Here is a 14941-nt window from a genome sequence, read left to right as displayed (position 1 = left end):
GGGGAGTTGAAGATCCAGCACGGTGCCGCGCGTCAGCAGGACGGCACGCTCGATGACGTTTTCCAGTTCGCGCACATTACCCGGCCAGGGCATGCGGCTCAGAAGGCGCAAAGTTTCTGCCGGAATACTGTCGATGGTGCGCTTCATCCGTTTGGCGATTTTATAGGTAAGGAACTTTACCAGCTGCGGGATATCTTCCGGGCGTTCACGCAACGGCGGAATAATAATCGGAAACACGTTCAGCCGGTAAAACAGATCGCTGCGGAATTCTTTGTCAGCGACCATCTGCTGCAAATCGCGATTGGTCGCGGCGATCATGCGCACGTTCACTGAAATCAGTTTGTTACCGCCCACGCGCTCGAACTCTTGCTCCTGCAGGATCCGCAGCAGCTTGGGTTGCAGCTCAAGGGGGATTTCACCGACCTCATCAAGAAACAAGGTGCCTTTGTCGGCCAGTTCGAAACGTCCCATTCGTTGCGCGGTCGCGCCGGTAAATGAGCCTTTTTCATGGCCGAAGAGATCGCTTTCCATCAGTCCGGCAGGCATCGCGGCGCAGTTCATTTTCACCATGCGCTGATCGCGGCGGTCGCCGAGATTGTGGATAGCCCTGGCGATCAGCTCCTTGCCGGTACCGGTTTCCCCGAGGATCAGCACCGAGCAATCGCTTTTCGCCACGATCTCCACCTGTTTGAGCACCGCTGACATACTCTGACTGCGTCCTACAATGTCGCTGAAATCTGGGTTGTTGCTATTGATTTGCTCGGTCAGGTACAGATTTTCGTGTTGCAGTTTTTCCTTCAGGCTTTTGATTTCCTGATAAGCCAGCGCGTTATCCACCGCGATGGCTATACGTTCGGCGATTTGCTGCAACACCCGCAGATTGGCGGAGTTGAAATTGTCCGGCTGGCACTGCGCCAGCTTAAGCACGCCCAGCGTTTTATGGCCGAAACGTAACGGCAGAATGCACAGCGTTTTGGTTTGCTCGCGCCAGAGAAGATGGAACAGCGTGCTCATGTCGCTTTCCCCTTCGCTATCTGGCCGCAGGTTGGTCAGCAGCATCTCGCCGCTTTTCATCACCTGCTGTTCCACCGTTCCCGCAAGCGCCATGCGCGACTGTTCACGTTCTGCAACGTGTGTCTGTACGTAATGCGTGGCGTAAACGCTCGCCTGTTCGCTCTCATTTCCGGCATCGCATAACACAATACTGATGGCGTTAATGTGGAAGAAATGATGGATAGTTTTTGCGATTTCTCCGGTGAGCTCGTCGAGATCTAATTTAGAAAGCACCGCGTTGGTGATGTCCACCAGAATACGAAAGTCGTCGCGTTCGTGGCGCAGCAGGGATTGCTGAAACAGCGCATTTTCACGCAGCTGAATTTGTTCGACGGCAATCGCAGTCAGCATACAGAGTTCATGTAAACCGGCTTTGTCTGCCTCGCTGAACGAATTGTCGTGCTGACGGGTAAATTCACAGCCACCGAGCAGTCCGGAAGAGGCCAGCAACGGCACCAGACAGTAATCGGTAAAGGCCGGATAGAGATTCAGCGCCGACAGTTGCGGATAGCGCAAATTCAGCGCCTCACTGCGCCAGACCTGCATTTTTGGGTTATTGAGCAAGGCATGCACCGGTCCGGTGGCCAGCAGGGTTTCATCTTCATAGCTGACCGGCTGATGATGCGGGTCGATCCCATAAAAACTGACGCGGTCGCTGTTGTTATCGAACAACACCAGCGTGACGGCTTCGGCGATACCGGCGCTTTGCACCACCTGCGTCAGGGTTTCCAGCAGCGATGTCATGGTCTGTTGCAGCAGCAACGTGCGCGTCAGTTCCAGTAATCCTTTATGTTTTGTGATGCTCATTGTTGCACTCTGCATAGCGTTAGCTCTGGGTACCCGTTTTTTGAATAAAGAAAATGAGTAACATGATTCCGGGTAACAGGAATTTCATCGAAGGGCGATAAGCAAAATTCTACCCCTTTCGCAGCAGGCCACTCCCTGATGAGATCAACAAATACGGGGTAAGGGTTCGGCATGAGGCAACATCAGTTGCCGGACAACGCCGAGTGCACCGCGTAAACAGACCTGCGGATGTTCAGTCACTTCGCCGATAGTTGCAGCATCAGTCCCTAACGGATGGTCGTGCAGGATTTTCAGCACAGCGTCTTCTGCCTGCGGGGCGACCACCACCACCAGTTTGCCTTCGTTGGCAAAATTCAACGGCTCCAACCCGAGCAGTTCGCAGATCCCGCGTACTGCCTCTTTGACCGGTAAGGCATTTTCGTCGATGCAAATCCCGAAACCGCTGGCATCGCTAAATTCGTGCAGGATAGCGTTCACGCCGCCGCGCGTGGCGTCGCGCAGAGCATGGACACCGGCCAGCATACGCAGCGGCGCAATCATCGGTGCCAGTACGGCGCAATCGCTTTGCACACCGAGGTCCATCCCCAACTGTTCGCGAAGATTGAGAATTGCTGCACCGTGATCGCCAAGCGTACCGCTGACGATCACTTTGTCACCGGCCTGAACAGATTTCGCAGCCCAGTTCACCGCAGTAGGTATCACGCCGATCCCGGCGGTATTGATGAAGATTTTGTCGGCTGCGCCGCGCTGCACCACTTTGGTATCGCCGGTGACAATCGCGATGCCCGCTTCCCTGGCGGTCTGCGCCATCGTGGTGACAATTTTCTGCAAATCGCCCAGCGGAAAGCCTTCTTCGAGAATAAATCCGCAGGAAAGATAAGCCGGTGTCGCGCCGCTGACGGCCAGATCGTTAGCCGTACCGCAAACCGCCAGTTTGCCGATGTTGCCGCCGGGGAAGAAAATCGGATCGATGACGTAGCTGTCGGTTGTAAAGACCAGACGATCGCCCTGACGGCTGAGATCGGCGAGGCTTATCCGCGCGCCGTCTTCCCGTTCGTTGAGCCAGGGATTATCAAATGCGGCCAAAAACATCCGTTCGATCATCTGCTGCATCGCCCGTCCGCCGCTGCCGTGCGCCATTGTTACCACGTCATTGCTCACGCTCATCCTGCCACCTTCTGATTTTCTTCAATTTGCACGTATTGAGTTTCCTGATGCCGGTACTGATACCAGGCTGCGCAGGCACCTTCTGATGACACCATCAGTGCGCCGAACGCATTGTGCGGCGTACAACCGGTGCCAAACAGCGGACACTGATGCGGTTTACAGCGCCCGGTCAGCACTTCGCCACAGCGTGCGCGAGGATCATCGCAAACCGACTGCACCTGCGGATTAAAACGCCGTTCGGCATCGAAAGCCTCGTAGGCGCCGGTCAGTTGTATTCCTGAATTCTCAATCAGCCCCAGACCGCGCCATTCGCTGCTGCCGGAAAGCACAAACACCTCCCGCATCGCCTCCTGTGCCAGCAGGTTACCCTCTTGCGGTACCACCCGACGGTATTGGTTTTCGGTTTTACACGATGCCTCGCAAACTTGTTCCACCAGCATCAAAACACTCTGCAATATATCCAGCGGCTCAAAGCCGCTTATCACCAGCGGTTTGCCGAACTGTTCATTGATGAAGTGATAGGGCGAGGTGCCGATCACCATGCTGACGTGGCCGGGCGCGAGAAACGCATCGATACGCACGTCGTCCTGTTGCAACAGGCTGCGCAACGTCGGGATCAGGCTGATGTGCTGACAGAAGACGCTGAAATTCGTCAGTCCTTCGCGGCGCGCCTGTTGCAGTGTGACAGCGGTGACCGGCAGTGTGGTTTCAAAACCGAGGGCGAAAAACACCACGCTGCGCTGCGGATTTTCACGTGCCAGTTTCAATGCATCGAGCGGCGAATACACCACGCGCACATCCGCGCCGCGTTCGCGCGCTGTCAGCAGCGAACCGCGCTCACCGGGCACGCGCAGCGCATCGCCGAAGGTGCAGAAAATCACCTGCGGATGGGCAGCGATTTCACAACAGGCGTCGATCCGCCCCATCGGTAAAACGCATACCGGACAGCCCGGCCCGTGGATAAATTCCAGCTGTGGCGGCAGCAGTTTATCCAGCCCGAACTTGAAAATAGCGTGAGTATGACCGCCGCAGACTTCCATAATCTGCATCGGTTTTTCGGCGGTATAAGGCAGCTGCGCCGCCCGCTGATGCAAACGTTCGATCAACGTTTTGGCGAGTTTTGGATCTCGAAATTCATCGACAAACCGCATTATCTTGCCTCTCCTTTGCCGAGAAACAGCGCGACGTCGGCTTCCACTTCTTCCATTTCATGTAACGCTGCCAGCGTATCCCGCGCCTCCTGTTCATCCAGCTTACTGAGCGCAAAACCTACGTGGATTAATACCCAGCAGCCGATCAACGCGTCAGGTTTCCCTTCACACACCAGCGCAATATTCACTTCGCGACGCATGCCGCACACTTCTGCCCAGGCATGATCGGGCTGCTGTTCGTGCAGCGCGACAATTTGTCCTGGAATGCCTATGCACATCGTTGCTGCTCCAGCCACGCCAGCCACTGTTCCATGCCCTCGCCTGTCGTGGCCGAAAGCTGAATAACTTCAATCTCTGGATTCACCTGACGCGCATTGGCGATGCAGGTGTCGACATCAAAAGTGACGTAAGGCAGAAGATCGATTTTATTGAGGATCATCAACCGCGACGCCGCGAACATATGCGGGTATTTCAGCGGCTTGTCTTCACCTTCGGTGACCGAAAGCACTGCCACTTTATGACGTTCGCCAAGATCGAAACTGGCCGGGCACACCAGATTGCCGACGTTTTCGATAAACAGCAGGCTGTTATTTTTAGGTGCCAGCTGATGTACGGCATCGTGAACCATCTGCGCATCCAGATGGCAGCCTTTACCGGTATTGACCTGGATTGCCGGAACACCCGTCGCGCGGATGCGATCGGCATCGTTGGTGGTTTGCTGATCGCCCTCTACTACCGCGCAGTCAAACTGCAAGGCCAGACGGGTGAGTGTGCTGGTCAGCAACGTGGTTTTACCGGAGCCGGGGCTGGAAACCAGATTCAGTGCCAAAATCGACGCCTGCGCAAAATGCTCGCGGTTATGGGCGGCGATATGATTATTTTTGGCCAGCACGTCCATTTCGATATCAATCAGGCGACGCGGTGCAAACGGCAGGCCATGGGAATGATCGTGAATGTGGGAATGAGAATGCGGGGAAGCGTCGTCAGAAGAGTGATGATGAGAATGTTCGCTGCTGACGCCTTCAATCCGAAGCTCGCCGCTGGCGCAACCACAGGTACTGCACATAGTTTTCTCCCCGGGCACATCGTGCCCGTTATTCGATTTCAATACGTTTGATTTTCATGCCATCGTCGGCAATGACCCTTAAATTGCGGCCGCCGCACTGCGGGCAGAGCAGCACGCCGGGGCTGAGCAAGCGGATATCCTGCTGGCAATCGTGGCACCAGCTAACGGCGGCGGGCGTCGCAAGATGCAGCTCGCAGCCTTGTGCCAGCGTTTCGCGGCAGGCCAGTTCAAAGCAGAATGTCAGCGCCTCTGGCTCAACGCAGGAAAATGCGCCCACTTCCATCCACACGGCAGTAATTCTGCGCGCATTATTTTGCCGGCCAAATTCCTGCATGATTTCCACGGCATTCTGGCACAGGGTTATTTCGTGCATGATTTCCGCTCTCTTTGGAAAGTGATGAAGGATGTTTGCAATATTAATGCCAGAGTTTTTCGCACGAATTAAATCCGCGACTGACAGTAAAATCACGTCACGACATATATGTCGAAATAAGGTGTCATCGACATGTCATTTCTTTCCCCGCAGAAGACACTTAAAAGTTATTAATTCATCAAGCTGTTGATTTTAAATCTGTTATATCAAAATTCTCGTAACTGGCACGCTTTATGCCAACAGAGACTTATGCGCCGTATTTTCGTCGTCATCTGACATTTCGAAATGGCACCCATAAAGAACTCAATAACGGGTAAATACCATGAGCACTCTCAGCGAACTGACCAGCAAAGCGGATTACATTGCCAGTAAAAATAATCACCTTAAATCGCAATGGCACACCTATCAGAACAGCCTGATTCAGGCGATTACCACGTCAAATAAGAAAATAAATCATGAGTTTACCTGTAGCGAAGAACAGGACATCCGCTTCACCCTGTTTAACCATTTCTCCGTCAGTATTCATCTGAGCGACGATTTTTACAGTCAGGATGTTATCTACAGTTTGAATATGACCCCAGCCAGTGAAGAGCCTGATTTCAAAGCCTTCGCCCACGCAAAACTGAGTGAAGACGGGCGTCTCGACGGCACCGTGGATATCCGCGATAAAAATGCTGTACAGGAACATTACCTGAATAAAATTTCCGCTATTTATCAGTGTCTGTTTGACTCCCTGCATAACAATCAGCCCGTATTACCGCAATTAGAAAAATTATTAATTCAGGCATAAATATTCGCCTGAATACATTTTTAAGGCATGGCGAAAATTAAATTACGCCTCGCGAAACTGCCGTTGAATTAATGCAATTCATTCTGACATAAGTGTCGAAATGTCATTTTAAGTGCCGATTTCGTCATCTTTGACGAAACAGAGAGGAGACTTCATGAGCCGCACTGCCGTTGCCATGAATCAATATGTGATAGCCGATCCGAAGCTCTGCATCGGCTGCAATACCTGTATGGCCAGCTGTTCGCAGGAACATCAGCGCCACGGCTTACAGTCTGCACCGCGTTTGCAGGTGATGCGTAACCGTCTGGATTCCGCGCCGGTGATGTGTCACCAGTGTGAAGATGCCCCCTGCGCGCCGGTGTGTCCGGTCAATGCCATCACCCGCGAGAATAACGCCATTCATCTCAATGAAAGTCTGTGCGTCAGTTGCAAACTGTGCGGCATCGCCTGCCCGTTTGGGGCCATCACCTTTTCCGGCAGTACGCCTGTGGATATTCCGCGCGACTGCAACACCTCGAAAGCGCTGCCCGCCCCTCGTGCGCCGCGCGCTGTCAGCCCGTTTCTCGACTGCGTCCCCGGCATCCGCGCCGTGGCGGTGAAATGTGATTTATGCAGTTTCAGCCCGCAAGGTCCGGCGTGCATCACCACCTGCCCGACCCAGGCGATCACCCTGGTCACCGCTGATCTCTCTGACCGTGCCAGCCAGTTAAAACGCCTTAACGCCATGAACGTTTTCCCGGCAGAACTTCCTGTCGAACTGACGGCCTTCAACACCCCTGACGCGGAGGCAAAATGATGACCTCTTTATTTGCATGGACGCCAGCATCGCTGCTGACGCTGGCGCTGATGATCTGGCTGCTGAGCGGCATCGTGAGCTGGCTGGTGGCGGCTTTCGCCCGTCTGAGCAGCATGATATCCGGGACGGGAGGCATGCTGGCTTCATTGGCTGTCATCCTCGCCGCGATGCAGATTTTGCACAGCGGGCCCGCACAGAGCATCACCTTACCGGTACTGCATTTTGCTGCCGAATTCAGCCCGCTCAACGGTCTGTTACTGCTGGCGATGGCGGTCCCGGCGCTGTTTTGCAGCCTGTATGCCTGCGCATGGCTTAATGGTGTGAACCAGCGCAAACGCGCGCGCACCGGACTGTTGTGTAACCTGCTGCTGGCCGCGCTGACGGCGGCGGCAATATCCGCTAATGGCGCCGGGCTGATTTTGATGATGGAGCTGGCGGCGCTGTGTGCATATTTCCTGATAGTGCAAACCGACGATGTGAAAAGTCGTCGCGCCGGTCTGAATCAGTTTCTGTCCGGGCGCTTGGGCACGCTGTGCCTGATCCTGGCCTTTGCCCTGCTCCATCACGCCAGCGGCAGTGTGAATTTTGATGTGCTGCGCCATACAGAATTCCCCCCCGGCGTGAAATCTCTCGCTTTCCTGCTGTCGCTGCTCGGTTTCGGGTTGTACGCCGGGATTATTCCGCTGCACGGCTGGGTACCTCAGTCGCACTCCAGCGCACCGGCACAGGCTGCCGCGCTGTTCTCTTCCGCCCTGATGAAAATTGGCATCATGGGTGTCATAAAAGTCGGTCTGGATCTGCTCGGTGCGCCGCCACTCTGGTGGGGCCTGATGGTGCTGCTTCTGGCGATCCTGACCGCATTTATTGGCGGGTTGTACGCCCTGATGGAACACGATATCCGCCGCCTGCTGGCCTATCACACACTGGAAAACGTTGGGATTATCCTGCTCGGCGTCGGCGGCGCAATGGTCGGCGTGGCGCTGAATCTGCCGGTGCTCGCATCTCTCGCACTGCTGGCCGGGTTGTTCCATCTCTTCAACCATGGCCTGTTCAAAACCGCGCTGTTCCTCGGCGCCGGTGAAATCGAAATGCAGACCGGTATTAAGGATATGGAAAAGCTTGGCGGGATGGCGCGCCTGATGCCGTGGACCGCCATGGCGATGCTGATTGCGCTGATGTCGATGGCCGCGCTGCCGCCGCTGAACGGCTTCGCCAGTGAATGGCTACTTTACCAGTCGCTGTTCCAGCTGAGCGGCAGTCATGTGTTTATCGCTCGCCTGCTCGGGCCGCTGCTGGCGGTCGGGCTGGCGCTGACCGGTGCGCTGGCGCTGATGTGTATCGCCAAAGTGTTTGGTGTGACCTTCCTCGGCGCACCGCGCAGTCAGGCCGCGGCCGATGCCACACCGGCACCGCTTCCGATGACGCTGGCCAGCCTGCTGCTGGCACTGCTGTGCGTGATTTTTGGCGTCGCGTCACCGTGGCTTATTCCGCATTTCTCCGCCGTGGCGGCGTCGGTGCTGAACGCGCCGTTGATGCCGTTTGCCGGTCAGGGCGCGGCGATGACCGGCACTTCCGCCGTATCGGCACCAATGATTGCCCTGCTGCTGCTGGCGATGCCGGTGTTGCCGTGGCTTATCGCCAGTCTGTTGCGCGGCCAACGTCTGCCGAACCGGCTGCGCGGCGATGCCTGGGCCTGCGGCTACGGGCATTCGCCAGACATGGTGGTGACTGCTACCGGTTTCGCCCAGCCGCTGCGCGTAATGTTTGCACCGCTGTACCGTCTGCGTCAGCGCGCTACGCCTGCCGCACTGGTGACCGCGCTGCATCAGGGCTGGCTCGGCGCTTTCTGCCGCCGTCTGGCTTTCATCGAACTGGCTGTGTTGCTGGTCGTGGCTTTCGCCTGAGGAACTGACTATGAATTTTCCCGTTTTGATGAGTAATGCGCTGTGGCCGCTGGCGCTGATCCAGGCCATTGCGCTGCTGGCCGTTGCCCCGCTGTTCGCCGGATTCAGCCGCGTCATGCGCGCCAAAATGCACAACCGTCAGGGACCGGGGGTGTTACAGGAATACCGCGACATCGCAAAGTTGCTGAAAAGGCAAAGCGTCGCCCCGGCGGCGGCGGGTGCAGCGTTTCGCAGTATGCCGTATCTGCTGACTGGCGGCCTGCTGGCAATCGCCACCGCCTTGCCGATGGTGACGCTGGCATCGCCGATGGGCGCAGCCGGCGACCTGATCACGGTCATTTATCTCTTCGCTATCGTGCGTTTTGTGTTTGCCATCGCCGGTCTGGATACCGGCAGCCCGTTTACCGGTATCGGCGCCAGCCGTGAAGCCGTGCTCGGCGTGCTGGTCGAGCCGATTTTGCTGCTCGGCCTGTGGGTGGCGGCGCTGGTCGCCGGTTCAACGTCCCTCGGCGCGATTGCTGACTGTGTACGCCACTGGCCGGTTTCCTCTTCCTTAACGCTGATTCTCACCGGTCTGGCCTGCGCTTTCGCCACTTATATCGAAATGGGCAAACTGCCGTTTGATATGGCGGAAGCCGAGCAGGAGTTACAGGAAGGGCCGCTGACCGAATATTCCGGCGCGGCGCTCGGTGTGCTGAAAATGGGGATCAGCCTGAAACAGCTGGTGGTCTTACAGCTGTTCCTCGGTCTGTTTTTCCCGTTCGGGCTGGCGGAAAACCTGACGCCGCTGACGCTGTTGGTCGCCGTGGTGTTGTGCCTGCTGAAACTGCTGATCGCCGTTTTTGTCGTCGCGCTTCTTGAAAACAGCGTTGCCCGTCTGCGCTTTCTTAAAACTTCCCGCACCACCTGGGCGGGCTTCGGGCTGGCGTTTCTGGCGCTGGTGTCCTGGCTGGTCGCAGGCTGACCTGACATTTTTCTTGTCCCGCTGCGGCGGGAAGAGGCTTTGTAATGAGTGATTTCAATACCGCGTTAAACCAACATCCGGTCGGTAAGCATTATCTGGCGGCGCTGGCGAAACAGTTTCCGTCGGCGATTTTAGGCAGTGAATGGCAAACCGACACGCAGGCAACCGTGACAATCAAACTGAACGCCCTGCCGGAAGTGGTTGAGTGGCTTTACTACCAGCAGGGCGGCTGGCTGTCGGTGCTGTTCGGCAATGACGAGCGCACGCTGTGCGGCAATTACGCGCTGTATTACGTGCTCTCGATGGAGCAAGGCGTGAAGTGCTGGATAACAGTACGCGCCGAAGTGGATCCGGTTTCGCTGGAATTCCCATCCGTGACGCCACGCGTGCCTGCCGCTGTCTGGGGCGAGCGCGAAGTGCGCGATATGTACGGTCTGCGTCCGGTCGGATTGCCGGATGAACGCCGTCTGGTGCTGCCCGATGACTGGCCAGACGATTTATATCCGCTGCGCAAAGATGCCATGGATTATCGCCAGCGCCCCGCGCCGACCACTGACGAAGAAACCTATCCGTTTATTTCCGAAGCCAAAGAAGGCAGCAAAATCGTGCCGATTGGCCCGCTGCACGTCACCTCTGACGAACCCGGACATTTCCGTCTGTTTGTCGATGGCGAAGACATTATCGACGCCGACTACCGCCTGTTCTACGTTCATCGCGGCATGGAAAAACTGGCCGAAACCCGGATGGGCTACAACGAAGTGACGTTCCTGTCGGATCGCGTCTGCGGCATCTGCGGCTTTACGCACAGTGTGGCCTATACCTCATCGGTGGAAAACGCGATGGGGATTGTGGTGCCGGAACGTGCGCAGATGATCCGCTCAATTTTGCTGGAAGTTGAACGTCTGCACAGCCACCTGCTGAACCTTGGGCTGGCCTGCCATTTTGTCGGGTTTGACTCCGGCTTCATGCAGTTTTTCCGCGTGCGTGAGCAATCCATGAAAATGGCAGAAATCCTCACCGGCGCGCGCAAAACCTACGGCATGAATCTGATCGGCGGTATGCGTCGCGACATTCTCAAAGACGACATGACAGCCACCATTGCACTGGCGGGCAGCATGCGCCGTGACCTGCATGAGCTGGTGGATATTCTGCTCAGTACGCCGAATACCGAACAGCGCAGCATCGGCGTCGGCCTTCTGGATCCGCAGGTTGCACGCGATTTCAGCAACGTCGGTCCGATGGTACGCGGCAGCGGCCACCGCCGTGATATGCGTCAGGATCATCCTTACGCCGGTTACGCCAGGCTGCCCTTTGAAATTTGCAGCGAAACCGGTAACGACGTTTATTCCCGCCTGAAAGTGCGCATCCACGAAGTGTTCAACTCCCTGAATATGATCGAATTCGGCCTGCAAAGCCTGCCGGGCGGGCCGCTGGCGGTGGAAGGCTTTAACTACATTCCGCACCGCTTTGCGCTGGGCTTTGCCGAAGCACCACGTGGTGACGACATCCACTGGAGCATGACCGGCGACAACCAGAAACTCTTCCGCTGGCGCTGCCGCGCGGCGACCTACGCCAACTGGCCGACGTTGCGCTACATGCTGCGCGGCAACACGGTGTCAGACGCGCCACTGATCATCGGCAGTCTCGACCCTTGTTATTCGTGCACCGACCGCATGACGGTGGTGGATGTGCGTAAGAAAACGACCATCGTCGTGCCTTACAAAGAGATCGAACGTTACGGCATTGAACGTAAAAACTCGCCGCTTTAAGGAGCCGCCCAATCATGCTGAAACTGATTAAAAAAGTCCTGAAGACCGGCAAGGCGACGGTGGGCTACCCGTTCACACCGCTGGATCTGGCACCGAATTTTCGCGGCAAACCGCAGTACGACGCGCAACAGTGTATCGCCTGCGGTGCCTGTGCTAACGCCTGCCCGTCCAACGCGCTGACCATGACCACGGCCGAAGACGGTGAAAATATCCGCTGGTCGCTTTTTTTAGGGCGCTGCATTTTCTGCGCCCGCTGTGAAGAAGTCTGCCCGACGGCAGCTATAAAACTTTCACAAGAGTTCGAGCTGGCGGTGTGGCGCAAAGAAGACTTATACGAAACTGCCGATTTCCCGGTCTGCCACTGCCGTGAATGCGGCAAACCTTACGCCGTGCAAAAGGAAATCGACTTCGCGCTCAGTCTGTTACAGGAGAACGGCGCGCTGAGCGACCGGCAAATCGATGACCGCCGCGCGCAGTATGAAACCTGCCCGGCCTGCAAAAAAATGCACTGTCTTTCATCCACGGACCGAATTGATATTGGCCGTCATATGACCACGGAGGCGCAGTCATGAGCCAGACACTGATCGGCCCGCGTGACGAAAATGGTCTGCCGGTGCCCGTCACGCTTGACGAAAGCATCGCCAAACTTAAATCCACCCTCCTCACCAGCATCCGCCGCTCGGCCTACGTGTATCGCGTGGACTGCGGCGGCTGTAATGGTTGCGAGATTGAAATCTTCGCCGCAATTTCGCCGCTGTTTGATGCCGAACGCTTCGGGATCAAAGTAGTGCCGTCGCCGCGTCATGCCGATATTTTGCTGTTCACCGGCGCGGTGACACGTGCCATGCGGGTACCGGCACTGCGCGCCTGGGATTCGGCACCGGATCCAAAAATCTGCATTTCTTACGGGGCCTGTGGCAACAGCGGCGGCATCTTCCACGACCTGTATTGCGTCTGGGGCGGTACCGACAAAATCGTGCCAGTGGACGTCTATATTCCCGGCTGCCCGCCAACGCCCGCCGCCACGATTTATGGCTTTGCGATGGCGCTCGGCCTGCTTGATCAAAAAATCAAAGGCCAGCAACACGATGAAGCAGCAGCCCTTCCCGCGATGTTGCTGCACCCGGATTTGCCACAACCGCTGCGCGTATTGCTCGATCGCGAAGCGCGCCGCATGGCCGGTTATCGCTATGGTCGTCAGATTGCCGACCGGTTTATGCAACTGGTCGCCGCCCCCGGTCTGCAACCGGCAGAGGAGCGCGTATCGGCATATCTGGAAGAACAGGGGGATATGCGTCTCAATGAAATCGTCGGCAACCTGCAACAGATTTATCAGCAGGTACTGCGCGGGGAGGTTCGCCTGTGATGACCCCGGCCAATGACCAGCGTTACGCCCGACACCAGACCATGGCGGGCGTGAAAGCAGAAAAAAACAAAGTGATTTTCTATTCGCTGAGCAGCAAGTTCGTCGATGAGAAAAGTGCGCAGAAACGCAGCTCACAAAAAGTTCAGGAGGTGATCTATTACAGCCTGGCGATCGGCCATCACCTGGGGGTGATTGACTGCCTGAAATCCCGTCTGGAATGCCCGCTCGATGGCTACAGTCAGTGGATGGACTGCCTGGCGGAAAACAGCGAGGCGCGCCGCAAATTGGCCGGTGTTCAGCGCTTTGGTGAAATCAACATCGACAGCACCCACACCCATTGTCTGGCGCTGGCGCTGCGCGATGCCCGCGAAAAGATGAACTTGCAGCAGCAGGGCTGGAGCGACGCGCTGATTGTGCTGCTCCAGCAAATCGAAAACGACCCCGCCATGTACCTGATGGTCAGGAGATACGATGCCTGATATCGCTTCCCATTTATCCCGCTTCGCCCTGCTGTGCGTCGGCAACAGCATGATGGGGGATGACGGCGCTGGCCCGCGGCTGGCTGAAATCTGTGCTGAACACCCGCTGAGCGGCTGGACGGTGGTCGACGGCGGTGCCGCGCCGGAAAACGACATCGGTTTTTTGCGCGAACTGCGCCCGGATTATCTGGTGATTGTCGACGCCACCGACATGGGGCTGGCACCCGGTGAGATGCGCATCATTGATGAAAATGACATCGGTGAGATGTTCATGATGACCACGCACAACTTGCCGTTAACGTTCCTTATTCAGCAACTGCGCGAAGATATTCCGCAAATCACCTTTGTCGGCATCCAGCCTGACGTCGTGGCGTTTTATTACCCGATGAGCCCGGTGGTGGAGCAGGCGGTTAGCCGCTTGCATCAACTCTTACCCCGACTGGAAACCGGGCTGGGCATCGCTCCTTACAGGGCGGAAATAGCCTGACGCCAGCTTTCGACACAACTGTCGAGGCAGTGACGAAGCGGACATGACGTCAGCGCCGGATTTCGTCACTGCCCTAGCCATCTCGGCTAACCCATTGAATAAATAACGTAAAAATTAATCACCGGAACTGGCACGGTTTATGTATAGCCAGTGCAGCAATGTCGTCAGGCCGGTGTCATCCGGCTTCATAAGAAAATCCGGAATCAGGAGAGTTGAAGATGAACCGGTTTATTATCGCCGACCCTAAAAAATGTATCGGCTGCCGTACCTGTGAAATCGCCTGCGTCATGGCTCACAGTGAATCGCAGGATATCTCCCTGCTCAACGCCGCCACGTTTGCGCCGCGTTTGCATGTGATCAAAGGCGTCAATCTGAGCACCGCCGTGATGTGTCGCCAGTGTGAAGATGCGCCCTGCGCCAATGTCTGCCCGAACGGCGCCATCAGCCGCGTCGGTGACCGCGTTCAGGTAATGCAGGAACGTTGCATCGGCTGTAAAACCTGCGTCGTCGCCTGTCCGTACGGTGCGATGGAGGTCGTCACCAAACCGATTTTCCGCCAGAACGGCGCGGCCATGACCGCCACCTCTGACAAAGCCGAAGCGCATAAATGCGACCTGTGCCATGCCCGCGCTGGCGGCCCGGCCTGTATGGAGATCTGCCCGACCAAGGCGCTTTATGCCATCGATCGCAATCACTTACAGGAAATGAACGCAGAAAAACGCCGCCGCGCTGCGCTCGATAGCACCTCCCCCCTGCTGTTTTAACCTCG

Annotated in this window: 16 protein-coding genes; 10 read left to right on the top strand and 6 right to left on the bottom strand. The window is 56.6% G+C overall.

Features of this window, described 5'->3' with window-relative positions; translation table 11 throughout:
* The 6 genes from flhA to hypA all read right to left on the bottom strand — a co-directional run.
* Positions 1 to 1860: formate hydrogenlyase transcriptional activator FlhA (gene flhA / locus TU92_RS16660; protein WP_248291968.1), on the bottom strand; the 1860-nt coding region annotated here is incomplete at its 3' end.
* 144 nt (positions 1861 to 2004) lie between these two features.
* Positions 2005 to 3027 carry a hydrogenase expression/formation protein HypE gene (gene hypE / locus TU92_RS16655; protein WP_112168307.1) on the bottom strand — a complete coding sequence of 341 codons (1023 nt, stop codon included), beginning with the start codon at positions 3025 to 3027 and terminating at the stop codon, positions 2005 to 2007.
* Complete coding sequence (gene hypD, locus TU92_RS16650; protein WP_112168306.1) at positions 3024 to 4178, bottom strand: hydrogenase formation protein HypD; 1155 nt, start codon at positions 4176 to 4178, stop codon at positions 3024 to 3026. The genes hypE and hypD overlap by 4 nt, the downstream gene beginning before the upstream one ends.
* The gene (gene hypC / locus TU92_RS16645) at positions 4178 to 4456 is read right to left on the bottom strand and encodes a HypC/HybG/HupF family hydrogenase formation chaperone (RefSeq protein WP_112168305.1); all 279 of its coding nucleotides are present in this window, start codon (positions 4454 to 4456) and stop codon (positions 4178 to 4180) included. Before hypC ends, hypD begins: the two co-directional genes overlap by 1 nt.
* Positions 4447 to 5244 carry a hydrogenase nickel incorporation protein HypB gene (gene hypB / locus TU92_RS16640; RefSeq protein ID WP_112168304.1) on the bottom strand — a complete coding sequence of 266 codons (798 nt, stop codon included), beginning with the start codon at positions 5242 to 5244 and terminating at the stop codon, positions 4447 to 4449. The genes hypC and hypB overlap by 10 nt, the downstream gene beginning before the upstream one ends.
* A gap of 28 nt (positions 5245 to 5272) precedes the next feature.
* Positions 5273 to 5617 carry a hydrogenase maturation nickel metallochaperone HypA gene (gene hypA, locus TU92_RS16635; RefSeq protein WP_112168303.1) on the bottom strand — a complete coding sequence of 115 codons (345 nt, stop codon included), beginning with the start codon at positions 5615 to 5617 and terminating at the stop codon, positions 5273 to 5275.
* Positions 5618 to 5939: 322 nt separating this feature from the next.
* Here hypA and hycA point away from each other — a divergent pair, with 322 nt between their 5' ends.
* From hycA to hydN, 10 genes are all read left to right on the top strand, one after another.
* On the top strand, positions 5940 to 6407 hold the full coding sequence (gene hycA, locus TU92_RS16630; RefSeq protein ID WP_112168302.1) for a formate hydrogenlyase regulator HycA: 468 nt from the start codon (positions 5940 to 5942) through the stop codon (positions 6405 to 6407).
* A 175-nt stretch (positions 6408 to 6582) separates the two neighbouring features.
* Positions 6583 to 7203: a 4Fe-4S dicluster domain-containing protein gene (locus TU92_RS16625; RefSeq protein ID WP_112168312.1), complete on the top strand. Its 621-nt coding sequence runs from the start codon at positions 6583 to 6585 to the stop codon at positions 7201 to 7203.
* A complete protein-coding gene (locus tag TU92_RS16620) occupies positions 7203 to 9107 on the top strand; it encodes a proton-conducting transporter transmembrane domain-containing protein (RefSeq protein ID WP_112168311.1) in 1905 nt (634 codons plus the stop codon). The genes TU92_RS16625 and TU92_RS16620 overlap by 1 nt, the downstream gene beginning before the upstream one ends.
* A 10-nt stretch (positions 9108 to 9117) precedes the next feature.
* Positions 9118 to 10071 carry a respiratory chain complex I subunit 1 family protein gene (locus TU92_RS16615; protein ID WP_112168301.1) on the top strand — a complete coding sequence of 318 codons (954 nt, stop codon included), beginning with the start codon at positions 9118 to 9120 and terminating at the stop codon, positions 10069 to 10071.
* Between the two features lie 44 nt (positions 10072 to 10115).
* Positions 10116 to 11840 carry a hydrogenase large subunit gene (locus TU92_RS16610; protein WP_112168300.1) on the top strand — a complete coding sequence of 575 codons (1725 nt, stop codon included), beginning with the start codon at positions 10116 to 10118 and terminating at the stop codon, positions 11838 to 11840.
* Between the two features lie 14 nt (positions 11841 to 11854).
* Positions 11855 to 12412 carry a formate hydrogenlyase complex iron-sulfur subunit gene (locus tag TU92_RS16605; RefSeq protein WP_112168299.1) on the top strand — a complete coding sequence of 186 codons (558 nt, stop codon included), beginning with the start codon at positions 11855 to 11857 and terminating at the stop codon, positions 12410 to 12412.
* Positions 12409 to 13206, top strand: coding sequence for an NADH-quinone oxidoreductase subunit B family protein (locus TU92_RS16600; protein WP_112168298.1), 798 nt, complete (start codon positions 12409 to 12411; stop codon positions 13204 to 13206). The genes TU92_RS16605 and TU92_RS16600 overlap by 4 nt, the downstream gene beginning before the upstream one ends.
* Complete coding sequence (locus TU92_RS16595) at positions 13206 to 13685, top strand: formate hydrogenlyase maturation HycH family protein (RefSeq protein ID WP_112168297.1); 480 nt, start codon at positions 13206 to 13208, stop codon at positions 13683 to 13685. The genes TU92_RS16600 and TU92_RS16595 overlap by 1 nt, the downstream gene beginning before the upstream one ends.
* Positions 13678 to 14172, top strand: coding sequence for a hydrogenase maturation peptidase HycI (gene hycI / locus TU92_RS16590; protein ID WP_112168296.1), 495 nt, complete (start codon positions 13678 to 13680; stop codon positions 14170 to 14172). The genes TU92_RS16595 and hycI overlap by 8 nt, the downstream gene beginning before the upstream one ends.
* A 218-nt stretch (positions 14173 to 14390) precedes the next feature.
* Positions 14391 to 14936 carry an electron transport protein HydN gene (gene hydN / locus TU92_RS16585; RefSeq protein WP_056774212.1) on the top strand — a complete coding sequence of 182 codons (546 nt, stop codon included), beginning with the start codon at positions 14391 to 14393 and terminating at the stop codon, positions 14934 to 14936.
* The last annotated feature ends 5 nt before the right edge of the window (positions 14937 to 14941 follow it).

Source organism: Rahnella inusitata (genome assembly GCF_003263515.1).
GTDB lineage: Bacteria > Pseudomonadota > Gammaproteobacteria > Enterobacterales > Enterobacteriaceae > Rahnella > Rahnella inusitata.
This window is presented reverse-complemented; position numbering and strand designations above follow the sequence as displayed.